Annotated in this window: 23 protein-coding genes; 22 read left to right on the top strand and 1 reads right to left on the bottom strand. The window is 42.2% G+C overall.

Annotated features, from left to right (window positions below; genetic code table 11):
* Positions 1-26: 26 nt before the first annotated feature.
* From spoIIR to NSU13_RS16935, 18 genes are all read left to right on the top strand, one after another.
* Complete coding sequence (spoIIR, locus tag NSU13_RS17020; RefSeq protein ID WP_286072021.1) at positions 27-680, top strand: stage II sporulation protein R; 654 nt, start codon at positions 27-29, stop codon at positions 678-680.
* A gap of 63 nt (positions 681-743) precedes the next feature.
* Positions 744-1,187 carry a general stress acyl- n-acyltransferase gene (locus NSU13_RS17015; protein WP_034281223.1) on the top strand — a complete coding sequence of 148 codons (444 nt, stop codon included), beginning with the start codon at positions 744-746 and terminating at the stop codon, positions 1,185-1,187.
* A 162-nt stretch (positions 1,188-1,349) separates the two neighbouring features.
* Positions 1,350-2,402: an L-threonylcarbamoyladenylate synthase gene (locus NSU13_RS17010; protein ID WP_342489660.1), complete on the top strand. Its 1,053-nt coding sequence runs from the start codon at positions 1,350-1,352 to the stop codon at positions 2,400-2,402.
* Between the two features lie 60 nt (positions 2,403-2,462).
* Complete coding sequence (locus NSU13_RS17005; protein ID WP_024423735.1) at positions 2,463-3,017, top strand: manganese efflux pump; 555 nt, start codon at positions 2,463-2,465, stop codon at positions 3,015-3,017.
* A gap of 63 nt (positions 3,018-3,080) precedes the next feature.
* Positions 3,081-3,539 (top strand): low molecular weight protein arginine phosphatase, encoded by a 459-nt coding sequence (locus NSU13_RS17000; RefSeq protein WP_342489659.1) that lies wholly within the window; start codon positions 3,081-3,083, stop codon positions 3,537-3,539.
* Between the two features lie 133 nt (positions 3,540-3,672).
* Positions 3,673-4,122 carry a ribose 5-phosphate isomerase B gene (gene rpiB, locus NSU13_RS16995; protein ID WP_003214714.1) on the top strand — a complete coding sequence of 150 codons (450 nt, stop codon included), beginning with the start codon at positions 3,673-3,675 and terminating at the stop codon, positions 4,120-4,122.
* A 12-nt stretch (positions 4,123-4,134) separates the two neighbouring features.
* A complete protein-coding gene (locus NSU13_RS16990; RefSeq protein WP_034281221.1) occupies positions 4,135-4,674 on the top strand; it encodes a TIGR01440 family protein in 540 nt (179 codons plus the stop codon).
* A gap of 177 nt (positions 4,675-4,851) precedes the next feature.
* Positions 4,852-6,099 (top strand): serine hydroxymethyltransferase, encoded by a 1,248-nt coding sequence (gene glyA / locus NSU13_RS16985; RefSeq protein ID WP_034281450.1) that lies wholly within the window; start codon positions 4,852-4,854, stop codon positions 6,097-6,099.
* Between the two features lie 147 nt (positions 6,100-6,246).
* Positions 6,247-6,876 carry a uracil phosphoribosyltransferase gene (gene upp, locus NSU13_RS16980; RefSeq protein WP_003214553.1) on the top strand — a complete coding sequence of 210 codons (630 nt, stop codon included), beginning with the start codon at positions 6,247-6,249 and terminating at the stop codon, positions 6,874-6,876.
* 497 nt (positions 6,877-7,373) lie between these two features.
* Complete coding sequence (locus NSU13_RS16975) at positions 7,374-7,757, top strand: ATP synthase subunit I (protein WP_024423731.1); 384 nt, start codon at positions 7,374-7,376, stop codon at positions 7,755-7,757.
* 7 nt (positions 7,758-7,764) lie between these two features.
* Positions 7,765-8,499, top strand: coding sequence for a F0F1 ATP synthase subunit A (atpB, locus tag NSU13_RS16970; RefSeq protein WP_024423730.1), 735 nt, complete (start codon positions 7,765-7,767; stop codon positions 8,497-8,499).
* Between the two features lie 48 nt (positions 8,500-8,547).
* On the top strand, positions 8,548-8,760 hold the full coding sequence (atpE, locus tag NSU13_RS16965; RefSeq protein ID WP_003214968.1) for a F0F1 ATP synthase subunit C: 213 nt from the start codon (positions 8,548-8,550) through the stop codon (positions 8,758-8,760).
* A gap of 120 nt (positions 8,761-8,880) precedes the next feature.
* Positions 8,881-9,402 (top strand): F0F1 ATP synthase subunit B, encoded by a 522-nt coding sequence (gene atpF, locus NSU13_RS16960; RefSeq protein ID WP_034281220.1) that lies wholly within the window; start codon positions 8,881-8,883, stop codon positions 9,400-9,402.
* Positions 9,399-9,944 (top strand): F0F1 ATP synthase subunit delta, encoded by a 546-nt coding sequence (locus NSU13_RS16955; protein WP_024426340.1) that lies wholly within the window; start codon positions 9,399-9,401, stop codon positions 9,942-9,944. The genes atpF and NSU13_RS16955 overlap by 4 nt, the downstream gene beginning before the upstream one ends.
* Before the next feature lie 16 nt (positions 9,945-9,960).
* Positions 9,961-11,469: a F0F1 ATP synthase subunit alpha gene (gene atpA / locus NSU13_RS16950; RefSeq protein ID WP_034281219.1), complete on the top strand. Its 1,509-nt coding sequence runs from the start codon at positions 9,961-9,963 to the stop codon at positions 11,467-11,469.
* 88 nt (positions 11,470-11,557) lie between these two features.
* Entirely contained in the window at positions 11,558-12,424 is an 867-nt protein-coding gene (locus tag NSU13_RS16945) for a F0F1 ATP synthase subunit gamma (RefSeq protein ID WP_024423727.1), read from the top strand.
* Positions 12,425-12,448: 24 nt separating this feature from the next.
* A complete protein-coding gene (gene atpD, locus NSU13_RS16940; protein ID WP_024423726.1) occupies positions 12,449-13,870 on the top strand; it encodes a F0F1 ATP synthase subunit beta in 1,422 nt (473 codons plus the stop codon).
* Positions 13,871-13,894: 24 nt separating this feature from the next.
* Entirely contained in the window at positions 13,895-14,290 is a 396-nt protein-coding gene (locus NSU13_RS16935; protein WP_003214592.1) for a F0F1 ATP synthase subunit epsilon, read from the top strand.
* A gap of 42 nt (positions 14,291-14,332) precedes the next feature.
* Here NSU13_RS16935 and NSU13_RS16930 read toward each other — a convergent pair whose 3' ends face one another.
* Complete coding sequence (locus NSU13_RS16930; RefSeq protein ID WP_024426339.1) at positions 14,333-14,809, bottom strand: hypothetical protein; 477 nt, start codon at positions 14,807-14,809, stop codon at positions 14,333-14,335.
* Positions 14,810-14,979: 170 nt separating this feature from the next.
* On the opposite strand from NSU13_RS16930, the gene NSU13_RS16925 reads away from it, so the two are divergent.
* The 4 genes from NSU13_RS16925 (at position 14,980) to spoIID (ending at position 18,698) form a co-directional block, all read left to right on the top strand.
* Positions 14,980-15,210, top strand: a complete 231-nt coding sequence (locus NSU13_RS16925; RefSeq protein ID WP_342489658.1) for a DUF1146 family protein — start codon at positions 14,980-14,982, stop codon at positions 15,208-15,210.
* A 129-nt stretch (positions 15,211-15,339) separates the two neighbouring features.
* Positions 15,340-16,074, top strand: a complete 735-nt coding sequence (locus tag NSU13_RS16920) for a YwmB family TATA-box binding protein (protein WP_342489657.1) — start codon at positions 15,340-15,342, stop codon at positions 16,072-16,074.
* Positions 16,075-16,106: 32 nt separating this feature from the next.
* Positions 16,107-17,414, top strand: a complete 1,308-nt coding sequence (murA, locus tag NSU13_RS16915) for a UDP-N-acetylglucosamine 1-carboxyvinyltransferase (RefSeq protein ID WP_024423722.1) — start codon at positions 16,107-16,109, stop codon at positions 17,412-17,414.
* 258 nt (positions 17,415-17,672) lie between these two features.
* A complete protein-coding gene (spoIID, locus tag NSU13_RS16910; RefSeq protein ID WP_342489656.1) occupies positions 17,673-18,698 on the top strand; it encodes a stage II sporulation protein D in 1,026 nt (341 codons plus the stop codon).
* Positions 18,699-18,906 lie beyond the last annotated feature (208 nt).

Genomic DNA, 18,906 nt, shown 5'->3' with positions numbered 1-18,906 from the left:
AGAAAAAGTGGGGGGAACACACAATGTTGAAAAGTAAAACGATGATTTGTCTTTATATGTTTCTATTATTATGCGGTGCTTTTGCAAATCTTGGCAGAGAGGAGACAGCGGCTGCTTCTGCAAATCAGCCTGTTGTCATACCAGATGAAGCGATTCGATTACGCATTTTAGCAAATAGTGATCGTTCAGCGGATCAGGATGTGAAAAGAAGTATTCGTGACGAGGTCAATGCGAGTATGACAGAGTGGGTCAAAGACCTCACATCCATTGAAGAAGCAAGACGTGTCATTCGATCAAAGCTGCCAGAAATCAATCGTATCGCCAAAGCGAAATTGAAGGAACAGCACATAGATCAATCCGTATCGGTCAGTTTTCAAAAAGCTTCATTTCCAACAAAGCTCTATGGAAATTTCGTCTACCCTGCTGGGAAATATGAAGCCATTTTAATTACGCTTGGAGAAGGAGACGGAGCCAACTGGTGGTGTGTGTTATTTCCGCCGCTCTGCTTTATCGATTTTTCAAACGGAGAAGCCATCGCCTCACCAGAAGGGGAGGATGATAAACAAGTGACAGCGCAGCAAACGAAAGAGTCTGTTAATGAAGTGGTGAAAGAAGAGGAAGAAGAGACAGGTGAAGTGAAGTTCTTTTTGTTTGAATGGGTCTCTAGTCTTTTCTCTTAAAAAAGGTATAAATCGGTTTTTGCCTCATAGAGTTGAAGTAAGAGAACAAAAAGAGGTGAAAGCATGTATTATCAATTAAGAATAGCCACAGAACAAGATGTCCCGGCGATCAATGCTTTTCTTGAAAAGGGACAAGCAAAAGGCGGAGTAACACTTGCGGAGCGAACGGCATTTGTAGTGATGGAAGATGCGGATGGTCAGCTGGCAGGCTGCTTAGGTCTTGAACAGCTCAATGAACAAGAGGGATTGCTGCGGTCTCTTGTCATATCAGATAAGCTCGGTCAGGGACACATTGTCTCTTTGTTCCAAAGTGTTCAAACGCTCGGTGAAAAAATGGGTGTGGATACTTTTTATGTCGTCGCAAACCATTCCTCTTCCCATGATTTTTTGGCATTAATGGGCTTTACGCCTTTAGAGGAAATTCCAGAAAGCATATGGAGCTCAGCACATGCAAAAGAGACATTGGGGAAAGAACAGGCTGTGGTCCTGCAAAAAAAAGGCAGTTAATCACAAAATGATGGACTTATACACATACTTATCCACTATTAAACAAGCGTTATCCACAAATTGTGGACAACGCTTGTTTTATTGATCATCATCTTTTATACTTTCAAAAGGATAATTGAGATATATCAACAGTTTTATCTTTTTTTAAAAGGAGTTTGTATGATGTTAAATACAAAAAGGTGGTCTGTGGATGTAGAAAAGGATTTATCCACATACTATCCACAAATTAAACAGGCGGCCAATCTGCTGCAGCAAAATGAAGTGGTTGCGTTCCCGACAGAGACCGTTTACGGACTCGGGGCAAATGCGAAAGAGACAGAAGCCGTTATGAAAATTTATGAAGCGAAAGGGCGTCCGAGTGATAATCCGTTGATTGTTCACATTGCGGAGGTTCAGCAGCTTCACGAATTTGCACAAATAGAAAGCGAAAAAGCAAAGGCGCTGATGGATGCCTTTTGGCCGGGCGCCTTAACCATCGTTCTTCCTTGTAAGCCGGGCACTTTATCAAAGCAGGTTACAGCAGGTTTATCCACAGTAGGTGTGAGAATGCCTGACCATCCCATTGCGCTTGAGCTGATCCGAGCAGCTGGTCTGCCAATTGCTGCACCAAGTGCCAATCGTTCGGGAAAACCTTCACCAACACAAGCTGACCATGTAGCGAGTGATCTCGAAGGGAGAATCGCTGGGATTGTGGATGGCGGTTCAACTGGAATTGGCGTTGAGTCAACGGTTGTATCCTGTGCCGGTGAGACCCCAGTGATTTTAAGACCAGGCGGAATTACAAAAGAAGCATTAGAAGAGGTCGTGGGGACGGTGAGTGTGGATCCAGGGCTGACAAAAAAGGACGAAGCGCCTGTATCGCCGGGAATGAAATACACACATTATGCACCTGAAGCCAAGATGTATATCTTTCATGGAAGTGTTGAAGATATGCAGCGTCACATACAGAAATACAAAGCTGAAGGTCTAAAAGTCGGAGTGCTGACAACAGAAGAAAAGAAATCGCTGTTTGCGGCAGATGTTGTGTACAGCTGTGGATATAGAGAAAAACCTGAAACGGTTGCTGCAAACCTTTATCGTGTACTGAGACAATTTGATGAAACAGATGTAGACTTGATTATTTCAGAAGCCTTCTCAGAGCAGGGAGTTGGTTCTGCCATTATGAACCGTCTGCAAAAAGCCGCAGGAGGGCGTACACTCCCTTCGTTCCAATAGTTCTAACCTTTCTTGGACAAACATAGGTTAAAGAAGAATGTGTGTCCAAGGGGGATTTACATGAACGAACTAGCTGGCGAATTGCTGACACTCAGCATCATGGCTTTTGCACTTGGGATGGATGCTTTTTCGGTTGGACTTGGTATGGGGATGATTCAGCTGAGGTTCCGCCAGATCATTTATATTGGACTTGTCATTGGGATATTTCATATGTTTATGCCGCTTTTTGGCATGCTGACAGGTCAGCTCTTATCCGGATGGCTCGGTCTTCTTGCCACCTATATCGGCGGGGCGCTGCTTTTGGTGCTGGGACTGCAAATGATTGTTGCTTCTATCCGCAAAGAGGATAAGCCCTTTATCGCACCTGTTGGGGCTGGTCTCGTTCTTTTTGCTACAAGTGTAAGCCTAGACAGCTTCTCCGTTGGTTTAAGTCTTGGGATTTACGGTTCCCAGGTGTGGATGACTATATTATTGTTTGGTTTTTTTAGTATGCTCCTCACATGGCTCGGATTATTACTCGGTAAACAGGTTCGGTCATGGGTTGGTTCATATAGCGGCGCGCTTGGCGGAATCATTTTACTAGCCTTTGGTATCAAATTATTATTTCCGCTCTAGCCAATCTCCTTACATAACATGTAGAATGAAATGCTATATAATAGAAGAAAAGGAGGGCGAAAGATGAAAATCTTATTTGTTTGTACGGGAAATACATGCAGAAGTCCAATGGCTCAAGCCCTTTTTGCTTCAATTGCAGATGAAAAAGGTTTAGAGGTCACTGTAAAATCAGCGGGCATTTTTGCCTCCGATGAAGGGAAGGCTTCTCCTCAAGCGATCGAAGCATTATTTGAGAAAAGCATTCCACTAAATCACTCATCATTAAAATTGACAGAGGATCTTCTGCGCGAAGCTCATTACGTCTTCACGATGACGATGCAGCATAAACAGTTGATTGCAGAGCAATATGCGCATGCAAAAGGCAAGGTCTTCACTTTAAAGGAATTTGCGACAGGAACAGAAGGCGATGTATCCGATCCGTTTGGAGGAAGTCTTTCTGTTTATCAGGAAACACGAGATGAACTAGAAGCCTTACTGTATCAGCTTGCTGAGAAGCTGAAAAAAGATCATCATAATAGATAACCTGTAAAACCGTTGCCTCAACGGTTTTTCTGCTATTGTTTGCAAATCACTAGGCAGAGGTTAAAATATAACTGTAAATAAAGAATGAATGTAAGACATAACAGATCAACTCACCCTTAGGAGGAATTGCCCGATGAAAGTAGCCATTGCATCCGATCACGGCGGAACGAATATTCGTGAAGAAATCAAACAACTGATGGATGAATTGAAGATTGAATACATTGATATGGGTTGTGAATGCGGATCAGGTTCCGTAGACTACCCAGATTATGCTTTCCCTGTAGCCAATATGGTGGCAAACGGAGAAGTCGACCGCGGCATTTTAATTTGTGGGACAGGCATCGGCATGAGCATCTCAGCAAATAAAGTAAAAGGAATTCGCTGTGCATTGGCTCATGATACATTTAGTGCGAAAGCAACGAGAGAACATAATGATACGAACGTTCTTGCGATGGGAGAGCGAGTGATTGGGCCAGGATTAGCACGTGAGATTGCGCACATTTGGCTGACGACAGAGTTTACAGCAGGACGCCATGCTGTGCGGATTGGCAAAATTGCTGATTACGAAGAAAAGCACCTATAAGGAGCGCTTAACATGAACATTGGTCAAGATTGGCTTGAAATGTTAAAAGAGTTTCATCAAACAGTTGAATTGCGTGCCGGGCAAATCTTAGTCATTGGCTGCAGTACGTCAGAAGTGGCTGGTGAGCATATTGGTACTGCAGGAAGTGAGCAAATTGCTGCCTCTATCTATCAAGAATTGGATCAGTTAAGACGAGAGACCGGCATCGAGCTCGCCTTTCAATGCTGTGAACATCTAAATCGTGCCCTTGTTGTTGAAGAAGAAGCGGCTTTCCGTTTTAACCTGGAGATCGTAGCTGCAGTACCTGTCCGCAAGGCAGGTGGTTCGATGGCGGCGCATGCGTATCAGCAAATGGAACATCCTGTATTAGTCGAATGCATTGAGGCACATGCTGGAATTGATATCGGTGATACGTTAATTGGGATGCACTTAAAGAGAGTCGCTGTACCTGTCCGCCTCAGTCGTCATCGATTAGGACATGCACATGTGACTTTTGCGAAAACGCGTCCGAAGCTGATTGGCGGAGAACGAGCCGTTTATACAAGATCATAGCTTCGATATATTTCTAATATAATGTTGAATGATGAAGACGCTTTACCACTTGAATATTCGGGTTTTCATAATAAAGAAGTCGATTTTCCAAAAAAAACTTTTACATTTTACTCAAAAACCGTGTACAATGAGATGGTGAAAACATCGAATGGAAATAGATTGGAGAGGATTTCGCTGATGAAACATTTACCTGAGCAAGACGCACAAGTATTCAAAGCAATTCAACTAGAGCGGAAACGCCAGCAGGACAAAATCGAATTAATTGCATCAGAAAACTTCGTAAGCGAAGCAGTCATGGAAGCACAGGGCTCTGTATTAACTAACAAATACGCTGAGGGCTATCCTGGTAAACGCTACTATGGCGGCTGTGAACATGTAGACGTTGTGGAAGATATCGCACGTGACCGCGCAAAAGAAATTTTTGGCGCTGAGTATGTGAACGTACAGCCTCACTCAGGTGCTCAAGCGAACATGGCCGTATACTTTACAATTCTTGAGCATGGCGATACAGTACTGGGCATGAACTTATCACATGGCGGGCATTTAACACACGGAAGCCCTGTAAACTTTAGTGGTGTACAGTACAACTTTGTAGAATATGGTGTAGATAAAGAAACTCAGCATATCGACTATCAAGATGTACTTGAAAAAGCACGTGAACATAAGCCGAAACTTATCGTTGCGGGTGCAAGTGCATACCCACGTCAAATTGATTTCAAAAAGTTCCGTGAGATTGCTGATGAAGTCGGTGCTTACTTTATGGTCGACATGGCTCACATTGCTGGTCTTGTTGCAGCAGGTCTTCATCCAAATCCAGTTCCTTACGCAGATTTTGTGACAACGACAACTCACAAAACATTACGCGGACCTCGCGGCGGAATGATTCTATGCCGTGAAGAGTTTGGTAAAAAGATCGACAAATCGATTTTCCCTGGTATTCAAGGTGGACCACTGATGCATGTCATCTCTGCAAAAGCTGTTTCTTTCGGTGAAGTATTGAACGGAGATTTCAAAACATATGCACAAAACGTCATTGATAATGCAAAACAACTAGCTGAAACTCTTTTATCTGAAGATATTCAGCTTGTATCTGGCGGAACAGATAACCATCTTGTTCTCATCGACTTGCGTTCTCTTGGCATCACAGGAAAAATTGCAGAAAACGTTCTTGATGAAATCGGTATTACAGTGAACAAAAATGCAATTCCTTATGATCCAGAGAAACCATTTGTCACAAGTGGTGTACGTGTAGGTACAGCAGCAGTAACAAGCCGCGGTTTTGATCAAGAAGCGATGAAAGAAGTCGGTTCCATTATTGCACTTGCGCTAAAGCATCATGAAGATGAAGCGAAATTAGAAGAGGCGAAAAAGCGTGTATCTGATCTTACGGCCCGTTTCCCTCTATATAACGAATTAGATTATTAAAAAACAGACCCATTTGCCTATATTTGGCATGTGGGTTTTTTTTGTAGGATTTGCGAATCATATTGAAAGATGATGTCTTTTTATGTAGAATTGTAGGAAGTGTGCAAAGTTCACCGGAAGATGACAGAAAAGGAGTTGTAGCAAGCAATGGCAAAGGTTTATGTATTTGATCACCCGCTTATTCAGCACAAACTTACATATATTCGTGACGTTCATACAGGAACTAAAGAATTTAGAGAGCTAGTGGATGAAGTTGCAACATTAATGGCATTTGAAATCACAAGAGATTTACCGCTTGAAGAGGTAGATGTAGAAACACCTGTACAAGTAGCGAAATCAAACGTGATCTCAGGGAAGAAACTCGGTGTTGTGCCAATTTTAAGAGCAGGTCTTGGAATGGTAGACGGGATTTTGAAACTCATTCCAGCTGCTAAAGTGGGACATGTTGGTTTATACCGTGATCCGAAAACATTAAAGCCTGTTGAATATTATGTGAAGCTTCCATCTGATGTGGAAGAACGTGAATTTATCGTAGTAGACCCAATGCTTGCAACTGGCGGCTCAGCAGTCGAAGCGTTAAACAGCTTGAAAAAACGCGGTGCGAAAAACATTCGCTTTATGTGTCTGATTGCTGCCCCTGAAGGTGTAGAGGAAATGCAAAAGCATCATCCAGATGTTGATATCTACATTGCAGCATTAGATGAGAAACTAAACGAAAAAGGTTACATCATCCCAGGTCTTGGTGATGCTGGTGACCGTATGTACGGAACGAAATAAGAAAGTCTTAATAAAAGCCCACATGCAAACGTGCATGTGGGCTTTTTGAAATATATGACAAACGGTTGATACCGTTCTTAGAAAAATCAATGTATACTGAACATTGGCTGTTTATTTCAATGATTGTCACATCTCTCCTAAAGTTTGATGAAATTGTGAACATTTTGTGTGCTCTATCACTATAGAAAAGTTTTTTAACTTTCAACCGATTGACACATCATAGACGCTATTGTATGCTAAACGAGGGTATTATGGTAAGGTTTTCATAGCCTATAGCACTCTACTAATCCTCATTGTGAACCCTTTAATAATCAGGGTTTGTATCAACGAATGAAGCAGCATCCCATAGATCTAAAGATTTCAAGTCTGATTGTGCAATTAGACCGATGGGTGATTGATTTTTTTCGAATAGGACGGCTTATCATAAGCGTCTTCTACGCAGTTTTCATCACCATTTATCACCTTTTTTACAATACTTTTCATCGGGAGTCAGATGAATGAACGATCCAAACGCGATTTTCCGCAGACAGAGTAAATACATGTTCTATCTATTGGCAATTTTTGTGTTTGGCTATGCCATGCCTGGTTTTAAACCACTGTTTCTTGGTTTCATTATCGGCACAATTTTTGCTTTCTTTAATTTATTCCTACTTATACGGAGAATGCACGCTTTTGATCGAGCGGTTAAAAAAGGAAAATCCATTCGTTCAATGGGAAGTACAGCCAGGTGGGCCAACGCGATTCTCGCAGTAGCGATTGCTTGGCGTTACCCTAATGAAGTTCATCTGGCAGGTGTTGTTATAGGATTAATGACAATATATCCTGTCATTATGATAGATTCCTTCATTCAACTTAAACGTTCTACTATGGAAGAGAGGTGAATACTCTTTGGGTCACAGTTCAAAAACTACAGAATTTTTAGGGTTAACGTTCAACTTATCCAATGTTCTCATGATTACGATTGCTAGTATCATCGTTCTTCTCATAGCGGTGCTGACTACTCGTGTTCTGTCTATTCGTCCGACTAAGGCGCAGAACTTCATGGAATGGATCGTTGATTTTGTTCGAAATATCATAGGTAGTTCGATGGACATGAAAACAGGAGCCCCATTTCTAGCGCTTGGCGTTACATTACTCATGTACATATTTGTTTCAAACATGCTTGGACTGCCGTTCTCGATTACGGTCGATCACAACTTGTGGTGGAAATCACCAACTGCTGATCCTGCAATCACAATGACACTAGCAATTATGGTCATGGGACTTACACACTTCTACGGTGTCAAGGCAAAAGGAGTCAAGGAATATACGAAAGACTTCTTCAAGCCAATCCCATATTTAGTGCCGCTGAAAATCATTGAAGAATTTGCAAACACGCTAACACTTGGTTTGCGTCTTTACGGAAATATTTTCGCTGGAGAGATTCTTCTTGGGTTACTTGCAGGACTTGCGACCAATTTCTACACGCAAAATATTGCGCTTGGTATCGTTGGTACATTAGGTGCCATCGTGCCGATGATTGTATGGCAGGCATTCAGTTTGTTTGTCGGAACAATCCAGGCATTTATCTTCACCATGCTGACAATGGTGTACATTTCCCATAAAGTCAGCGACGAACACTAAAAAATTGAGAGTCCAAAAAGGACGTTATTTTAAAGGAGGAGCTTTTTAATGAATTTAATAGCAGCAGCAATTGCAATCGGTTTAGGAGCACTAGGAGCAGGTATTGGTAACGGTCTAATCGTATCTAAAACAGTTGAAGGAATCGCTCGTCAGCCAGAAGCTGGTAGAGAACTAAGAACACTTATGTTCATCGGGGTCGCTTTAGTTGAGGCACTTCCAATTATCGCTGTCGTTATCGCATTCTTGGCATTCTTTGGTTAATATGTGAGAAGCGTTCTAATATGAATTTTAATGGCGAAGATCAGATTAGTTCGAAACTTCGCCATTCCTTTATGTTTTGTTTCTTAACATATTATTTAAAGAAGGGAGTTGCCGTACTAAATGTCTCAGTTACCAGTGGTTTTAGGAGCAGGGGGCTTAAGCTTCAACGCCGGTGATATGTTATTCCAGCTTATCGCTATGCTCATCTTGCTTGCACTTTTAAAGAAATTTGCGCTTAAGCCTTTATTAGGGATTATGAAACAGCGTGAAGATTATATAGGAAATGAAATTTCAAGTGCTGAAGAAAAGCACGTTCAAGCTGAAAAGCTTCTTGAAGAACAACGTGTCTTATTGAAAGAAGCACGCGAAGAATCACATACACTCATCGAAAATGCGAAAAAGATTGGTGAGAAGCAAAAAGAAGAGATCATTCAAGCAGCACGTCAAGAATCAGAGCGCTTGAAAGAGTCTGCTAGAACTGAAATCGTGAAAGAAAAAGAACAAGCTGTGGCTGCACTGCGTGAGCAGGTTGCATCACTATCTGTGCTGATTGCATCTAAAGTGATTGAAAAAGAACTTGATGAGCAGGCACAAGAGAAATTGATTCAAGAGTACCTTAAAGAGGCAGGCGAAAGCCGATGAGCGTAACTATTGTCTCTAAGCGTTACGCTTCTGCTCTTTTTGACATCGTTCTTGCTTCTTCGGCAGTAGACGAAACTGAAAAAGAGCTGAATGAGATCAAAAAAGTTCTAAAGGCTGATCAAGAACTCAATGACTTCCTTGTTCATCCAAAGATTACTGCAGACAAAAAGAAACAGTTGATTGCAGAAGCTTTCAAAGGTGTTTCTACTTATGTATTGCACACAATGTATTTACTGATTGACCGCGGACGCACGAATATTTTCTCTGAAATGACGTCGGAGTTTGTGAAACTTGCAAACCGCACGAAACAAATAGACGATGCGGTCGTGTATTCAGTGAAACCGCTGAGCGGTGCTGAAATTCAATCTTTATCTGAAGTATTTGCCAAAAAAGCCGGAGTCACATCACTACGTGTTGAAAATGTGATTGACAAGGATCTAATAGGCGGAGTGAAAATCCGTATCGGAAACCGCATTTATGACGGCAGTGTCAGCGGAAAGCTTTCCCGCATTGAACGTCAGCTTGCAGGCGAAAATCGTTAGAAGGGGTGAAACCTTAGTGAGTATCAAAGCTGAAGAGATTAGCGCGCTGATAAAGCAGCAAATCCAAAACTATCAATCAGAAATTGAAGTAAAAGATGTCGGTACAGTCATTCAAGTAGGGGACGGTATCGCGCGTGTACATGGCCTTGACAACATTATGGCAGGAGAGCTGGTTGAGTTCTCTAACGGTGTAATGGGTATGGCTCAAAACCTTGAGGAGTCTAACGTAGGTATCGTTATTTTAGGACCTTACAAAGATATCCGCGAAGGTGATGACGTAAAACGTACAGGTCGTATCATGGAGGTTCCAGTAGGTGAAGAGTTAATCGGACGTATTGTGAACCCGCTTGGTCAGCCTGTTGATGGACTAGGTCCAATCTTAACAAGCAAAACACGTCCAATCGAAAGTGAAGCACCAGGCGTTATGGATCGTAAATCTGTACATGAGCCGCTTCAAACAGGAATTAAAGCAATTGATGCCTTGATTCCAATCGGCCGCGGACAGCGTGAATTGATCATTGGTGACCGTCAAACAGGTAAAACATCTGTTGCAATCGATACGATTCTAAACCAAAAAGATCAAGACATGATCTGTATTTATGTAGCGATCGGACAAAAAGAATCAACGGTTCGTGGTGTTGTTGAAACACTTCGTAAGCATGGTGCGCTTGACTACACAATCGTTGTCACAGCTTCTGCATCACAGCCAGCTCCACTTCTTTACCTTGCTCCTTATGCAGGTGTAACGATGGGTGAGGAATTCATGTATAACGGCAAGCACGTACTTGTTGTCTATGATGACCTTTCTAAACAAGCGGCAGCTTACCGTGAGCTTTCATTATTGCTTCGTCGTCCTCCAGGTCGTGAGGCATTCCCTGGTGATGTTTTCTATCTTCACTCTCGTTTATTAGAACGTGCAGCGAAGCTTAGTGACGCAAAGGGTGGCGGTTCTATCACAGCATTGCCTTTCGTAGAAACGCAAGCTGGCGATATCTCTGCATATATCCCAACAAACGTTATTTCAATCACAGATGGACAGATCTTCTTACAATCTGACCTCTTTTTCTCAGGCGTACGTCCAGCAGTAAACGCAGGATTGTCTGTATCCCGTGTAGGTGGTTCTGCACAAATCAAAGCGATGAAAAAGGTAGCAGGTACACTTCGTCTGGATCTTGCTTCTTATCGTGAGCTTGAAGCATTCGCTCAATTTGGATCTGATCTAGACCAAGCCACTCAAGCGAAATTAAACCGTGGTGCAAGAACAGTTGAAGTCTTAAAACAAGACTTGAACAAACCGCTTAAAGTTGAAAAACAAGTAGCGATTCTTTACGCACTAACAAGAGGATACTTAGACGATGTTGCCATTGCTGATGTTAAACGTTTTGAAGCTGAGTTATTCTTGTATATTGAAGAAAACCATAAAGGCTTGTTTGACACGATCTCTCAAACAGGAAATATGCCTGCTGATGAAGAGTGGAAGACAGCAATCGAAGGCTTTAAACGTACGTTTGCACCAAGCAACTAATTAGTAATCTTTCCGAGAGAAAAAGATTCTCTTTTTCTCTCTTTTCACGTAAATGAACACGGATTCCTGAAAAAAGGTGGTGAAATCTTTGGCCTCATTACGCGATATAAAGTCAAGGATCACGTCAACGAAAAAATCGAGTCAGATCACAAAAGCGATGCAAATGGTATCAGCTGCGAAACTGAATCGTGCTGAAAACAATGCGAAGTCTTTTGTTCCTTACATGGAGAAAATCCAGGAAGTGGTTGCTGCAATTGCAACTGGAACAAGTGCTAAGCACCCAATGCTTCTTTCAAGACCTGTCAAAAAAACAGGGTATCTCGTTATTACATCTGATCGAGGGCTTGCAGGACCTTTTAACAGCTCGATTTTGCGTGCCGCTTACCAAACCATTCAATCTCGTCATCAATCCGCTGATGAATATGCGGTGATTGTCATTGGTAAAATCGGACGCGACTTCTTCAAAAAGCGTGGTATTCCAGTTATTTCTGAAGTAACAGGGCTTGGAGACGAAGTAGCGTTTGCTGATATTAAAGAATTAGCAAGCAGTACAGTTCAAATGTTCTCTGATGAAGCGTTTGACGAACTTTATATGTTCTACAACCACTTTGTCAGTGCGATTTCACAAGAAGTAACAGAGAAGAAATTATTGCCGCTAACGGACCTTTCGGCCGCAGCGACACCAAATAAACGTTCCGCATCTTATGAGTTTGAGCCTTCTGAAGAAGAAATTCTTGAAGTTCTCCTTCCTCAATATGCAGAGAGTTTGATTTTCGGTGCGCTTCTTGACAGCAAAGCAAGTGAACATGCTGCAAGAATGACAGCAATGAAGAGTGCAACAGACAACGCAAAAGAATTGATCGACAGCCTGACACTCTCTTACAACCGTGCTCGTCAAGCAGCGATTACACAAGAGATTACAGAAATTGTCGGCGGAGCAGCTGCCTTAGAATAGAAATAATTGTCAGGAGGGAATGCAATGAAAACAGGACGCATCAGTCAGATCATGGGACCAGTCGTAGACGTTCGTTTTGAAGACGGTCACTTGCCTGAGATTTATAATGCGATCAAAGTTTCGCATAAAGCGGAAAGCGAAAGTGAAGTTGATATCGACTTAACTTTAGAAGTAGCACTACATTTAGGTGACGATACAGTGAGAACCATCGCAATGGCATCAACAGACGGTGTGAAGCGCGGTATGGAAGCTGTAGACCTTGGAAAACCAATTTCAGTACCAGTTGGTAACGTAACACTTGGACGTGTTTTCAACGTACTGGGGGATAACATTGACTTAGATGAGCCACTTGGTGTGGAAGCTCAAAGAGATCCAATCCACAGACAAGCGCCTTCTTTTGATCAACTTTCTACAGAAGTTGAAATTCTTGAAACAGGTATCAAAGTTGTTGACCTGCTTGCTCCTTACATCAAAGGTGGAAAGATCGGTCTATTCGGTGGAGCTGGTGTAGGTAAAACCGTTCTGATTCAAGAATTGATCAACAACATCGCACAAGAACACGGCGGTATTTCTGTATTCGCTGGTGTTGGAGAGCGTACACGTGAAGGAAACGACCTTTACTACGAAATGAAAGATTCTGGCGTTATCGAAAAAACAGCCATGGTCTTTGGTCAAATGAACGAGCCGCCAGGTGCACGTATGCGTGTTGCCCTAACTGGTTTGACAATGGCAGAGCATTTCCGTGATGAACAAGGTCAAGACGTATTGTTCTTCATCGATAATATCTATCGCTTTACACAAGCAGGTTCTGAAGTATCAGCCCTTCTTGGACGTATGCCTTCAGCGGTAGGTTATCAGCCGACACTTGCAACAGAGATGGGTCAGCTGCAAGAGCGTATCACGTCTACAAACGTAGGATCGGTTACATCGATTCAAGCGATCTATGTACCTGCGGATGACTATACAGATCCAGCCCCTGCAACGACGTTCGCTCACCTTGATGCAACGACAAACCTTGAGCGTAAGCTGACTGAAATGGGTATTTACCCAGCGGTTGATCCTCTTGCTTCAACATCTCGTGCACTTGCACCTGAGATCGTTGGTGAAGAGCATTATGCGATTGCGCGTGAAGTGCAGCAAACATTGCAGCGTTATAAAGAGCTTCAAGATATTATTGCCATTTTAGGTATGGATGAATTATCTGAGGACGATAAGCTTGTGGTACACAGAGCGCGTCGTATTCAATTCTTCCTATCTCAAAACTTCCACGTAGCAGAACAGTTCACTGGCCAAAAGGGTTCTTATGTGCCATTGAAAGAAACTGTTAAAGGCTTCAAGGAAATCTTGTCTGGTAAATACGATCACCTTCCAGAAGATGCATTCCGCTTAGTTGGACGCATTGAAGAAGTGATTGAAAAAGCCAAAGAGATGGGTGTAGAGGCCTAATCTGGTCCTTAGGAGGGTAAAAGCATGAAGACCGTTCAAGTCAATATCGTTACTCCCGACGGCCCAGTGTATCAAGCGGATGTGGAAATGGTCAGTGTAAGAGCAGAAAGCGGTGAGCTTGGTATTTTAGCTGGCCACGTTCCAATGGTTGCTCCGCTAAAAATCGGTGCAGTTCGCTTAAAACATAGTGGATCAACTGAATTGGTTGCAGTAAGTGGCGGATTTGTTGAAGTCCGCCCTGAACAAGTAACGATTCTTGCTCAGGCCGCTGAAACATCAGATAAAGTTGATGTCGATCGTGCTAAATCAGCGAAGCAGCGTGCTGAAGAGCATTTGAACCACCCGAATGAAAGTGATGTACGCCGGGCGGAACTCGCATTAAAACGGGCGTTAAACCGTTTAAATGTAGCAGGGAAATAAAACAGAAAATCCTTCTTATCACTGTGATAAGAAGGATTTTTTTTAGGATGACATGAGAGATTGATACATCGACACATAAGGATGAGATGCTTGCTTTTCTAGATATAAGTGCTCGCAAAATTGCGTACTACAATGCCATGTTTTATTATTTCTGCGTAAGCCAAGCGTATATTTGTGCGGAGAATCCATATAAGGCCGCACCACCCAGTCAGCATCTGAATGATGACGGATGACAACCTCTCCTATATACACACTCATCATCGCTTCTAATGCATCTATCGGCATTTTCCACTCAGCGAACAGCTGCTTGGTCAATGCATCAAAGTATAGTGATTCTAATTGATACAAGCTTTCCTCAGAGTAATCCAAAGAAATGTTATGAAAATGACACAATTGTGCTAATTCTTCTAGCTGTGTCTGTCTATAATCAAAGTAGAAAGCAATGGCCTCCCATTCATGATCAAATGAGGGAACCAATTCTCCGTACAAATCAACAAAGTCAGGAAAAGAATCTTTCAATGTGTTCAGCTCCTTCCACACGCAGTATATCATCTCCTTGGCATCAGGATAAGAGGGGATTCACACTAAATGTAGCTCTTTTTTCCAAATGATTCATCTTTCCGATTTTCGAGGATATAATGAAAGGGAGTTTTCCTTTACAGAAATAAATAAAAGGAGGATTCAACTGTATGGAAGACGTAGGACAACAAGCAATCGTGGGCATTGTGATCCACCTATTTTTCATCGCGGTTACATGGTGGGCACTGCTTGCTGTAAATATTGATCCACTCATTAAAAAAGGGAAAATCGTTCAAGCAAGGCTGCTGCTGATGCTCATTACCATTGCTATCGCATCTGCAGTCAGCAATTTCTTCCTTGATTACTTAAATTTCTCGAGACAAATTCCTTATATGTTCTAACATAAAAGGTTTGGTCACAGCCTTCTGCGGGAACGTAAAAAGAAGGGTCAAAAGGCTCGCCTTTTGTTGACTTTTCCACGTATGCATTGACCTCCTTGCGGCAACACTTGTAGCAAGGGGGAATGACAAGTGAGAAAGTATTTGAAAGGTTGGCCATTATTTGCGTTTATTCTTTTTTTTGTTCTGATGATTCAAGGTGTTCGTGCGGAAGAATCTTCCCCGCTCGCTCAAATAGCAGAAGGTCTAAAAAACCAGCAAATTGAAGTCGATGGATGGACCCTTCATGCCAAGACAAATGTAGATATTACATCCGAACAATTTTCAAAAAAAGTGAAACGTTTGAAAGACGAACTACGACAGTATGAGTGGACCGAAAAAAAAGAACAACATGTCACCAAAGTCACAGGAATTTACAAAGATGAAAAAAATGATACAGAATCGAAAATTTTACTCGTGAAGACCGCCACAAAATCCAATCAAAAGTCGTATTTATTATATGAGCAAAAAGGTGCTCGCCCACTGAATACCTGGGAGCATACATATGATCAGTTCGTACGTCATGCAAAAAGCATATTACAAGAGAAAATTGTAATTTTTACTTGTCTCGATGGTCATGTAAATGGTATGATGGATGTTGTTTTGCAAAAAAAAGCTGAAATGTTAGCAAATGAATTTCAAGCAAAACCAGTTGAGTATCTCGTTGAGTCTAATTTTGTGTCGCTTTCCGCTTACACAGATAAGTGGGAACAGTTCATTATGACTTCAAATGATAAAATGAATGTTCAAATTGCCATCAGAAGTTCGGAAATGAACGAAAATCATACGATTACGGTTGGCACACCAATCGTAACGACTGAATATTAATATAGAGAATTTGGGACGCGGAGGGGAAGACCTTGGAAAAAATCATCGTCCGCGGCGGTCAAAAGTTAAACGGCACAGTTAAAGTAGAAGGCGCAAAAAATGCCGTTTTACCAGTTATCGCTGCATCTTTGTTAGCAAGTACAGAAAAAAGCGTAATTTGTGATGTACCTACGCTCTCCGATGTATATACAATCAATGAAGTGTTACGTCATTTAGGAGCAGAAGTACATTTTGAAAATAACGAAGTATCAGTTGATGCATCTCATGCACTAGAAACTGAGGCTCCGTTTGAGTATGTCCGTAAAATGCGAGCATCCGTGCTTGTCATGGGACCACTTTTAGCAAGAACAGGTCATGCAAGAGTTGCATTACCTGGAGGCTGTGCGATTGGTTCAAGACCAATTGATCAGCATTTAAAAGGCTTTGAAGCAATGGGAGCTAAAATTCAAGTAGGTAATGGTTTCATCGAGGCTGAAGTAAAAGGCCGTTTAAAAGGTGCAAAAATCTATTTGGATTTCCCAAGTGTAGGGGCAACTGAAAACATCATCATGGCAGCAGCATTAGCTGAAGGAACAACGATTTTAGAAAACGTAGCAAAAGAACCTGAAATTGTTGATTTAGCAAACTACATCAATGCCATGGGCGGTAAGGTTCGCGGTGCTGGTACTGGTACAATCAAAATCGAAGGTGTGGAAACACTTCACGGTGCAAAACACAACATCATCCCTGACAGAATTGAAGCAGGTACTTTCATGGTGGCAGCAGCCATTACAGAAGGAAATGTTCTTGTAAAAGGCGCAGTGCCAGAGCACATGACATCACTTGTGGCAAAAATGGAAGAAATGGGTATTCAGATCATTGAAGAAGAAGAAGGTTTAAGAGTCATTGGACCATCTGAGCTCAAGCCAATCGATCTAAAAACAATGCCGCATCCTGGGTTCCCAACGGATATGCAATCTCAGATGATGGCGCTATTGCTTCGTGCGAACGGAACAAGCATGATCACAGAAACGGTGTTTGAAAACCGCTTTATGCATGCTGAAGAATTCCGCCGCATGAATGGCGATATTAAAATTGAGGGTCGCTCTGTCATTATCAATGGGCCGGTTCAACTTCAAGGTGCTGAAGTGGCAGCGACTGATTTAAGAGCAGGAGCAGCACTTGTACTTGCTGGATTAGTGGCAGAAGGTCATACACGTGTCACTGAGTTGAAGCATATTGACCGTGGTTATGTGAACTTCCACCAAAAGCTTGCAGCAATCGGTGCAGATATTGAAAGAGTAAACGATGAATCAGCAGATGTGACACAAGAACAAGTTGTATCAGATCTGAACGCTTAATCATGAAAGAAATCAGTGTGTCCATTGGGGCATGCTGATTTTTTTTTAGAATCATAGAATGCCTCATTTCACGAAGCTTATCATTAGTGTATCCAACCATCTTAAATTTTATTCATACAGACGAACAGTAAAATCCATTCTAAGAACAGGCACATAACTTCATAAAAGACTTGTCCACTAAATGAAAGAAGCTGTCATATTAGCTTGTCCCTGCCCATAGGATAAAAGAGATTCAATGACAAATGGGGGCAGCCAAATATGAAACCAATGATATGGACAATCGCAGGAATATGCATCATCATTTTAATGATTCCAACATTACTTGTGTTGCCGACGTTCCAAGGGAAGCCGGCGGCCAGCCAGCACGTAGCAGCAGAACCATCAGTTAAAAAAGAAGTCAAGGGTTCAGTCAAATTGAAGCAATCACCCGTCGCTATCCCCGTCTATCGCTCAGCTCATCAGCAGGTAGAAAACATCCCCTTAGAAGAGTATGTGATCGGTGTCGTCGCATCTGAAATGCCAGCTGATTTTGAAATGGAAGCACTCAAGGCACAGGCGCTCGCAGCAAGAACGTATATCGTCAGACAAATGATCAGTGATAAGACTGTCAAATCACCTAAGGGCTCTCTTGTAGATGATACCCAAATGTTCCAAGTTTACAAAAACAAACAGGAACTCAAGAAAATTTGGGGGAAAGCGTACAATTGGAAATTAAAAAAGGTCACGGAAGCTGTCGCCAGCACACAAGGAAAAGTGCTGACTTATGACGAGAAACCAATTGATGCTTCATTCTTTTCAACAAGTAACGGAAAAACGGAAAATGCCGAAGCCTATTGGAAAAACGAAATCCCTTATTTGAAAAGTGTCTCAAGTAAATGGGACGAAAAATCGCCAAAATTTCAAAATAAGAAAACCATCTCGGTCAGTGAATTTCAGCAAAAATTAGGTGTGACGCTCACTCAGCAGGCTCAGGTCGGACAGATTTTAGAACGGACACCAGGAAATCAGGTAGCGAAAGCCGTGATCAACGGTAAAACAATGTCAGGCCGAGACATTCGAGAATCACTAGGCCTTCATTCAGCGGACTTCACATGGGAACGCCAGGGCCAGCAGATTGTCATTACAACAAAAGGATATGGTCATGGTGTAGGCATGAGTCAATATGGTGCGCATTATATGGCGCAGGCAGGCAAAAAAGTAGATGCCATCGTGAAGCATTATTATAAAGGAATTCAAATCGAATCAGCCGATCGTTTTCTCAACACGTATATGGCTAAAAAATAAAGCAAAGGTGCCTCAGAAATGAGGCATTTTTTTTTGTGTTCAAAGAGATTTGAACAGAATGTGTCAAATCGCGACTTAAGACGCAGACCAGGAAATCTTAAACATTTATGTCCTGACAAGAACTGATGGCTGATACAAAGTCCCTCGAAAGACAGAGAAAACGAGAGAATAATGGGTGTGTTAGGTGAAAATATCTAGACATCTGACA

It is taken from the genome of Bacillus sp. FSL M8-0049, assembly GCF_038593355.1.
In the GTDB taxonomy this organism is placed as follows: Bacteria; Bacillota; Bacilli; order Bacillales; family Bacillaceae; genus Bacillus; species Bacillus safensis.
The sequence above is the reverse complement of the archived record's forward strand: the minus strand, read 5'-3'. Positions and strand labels throughout refer to the sequence as shown.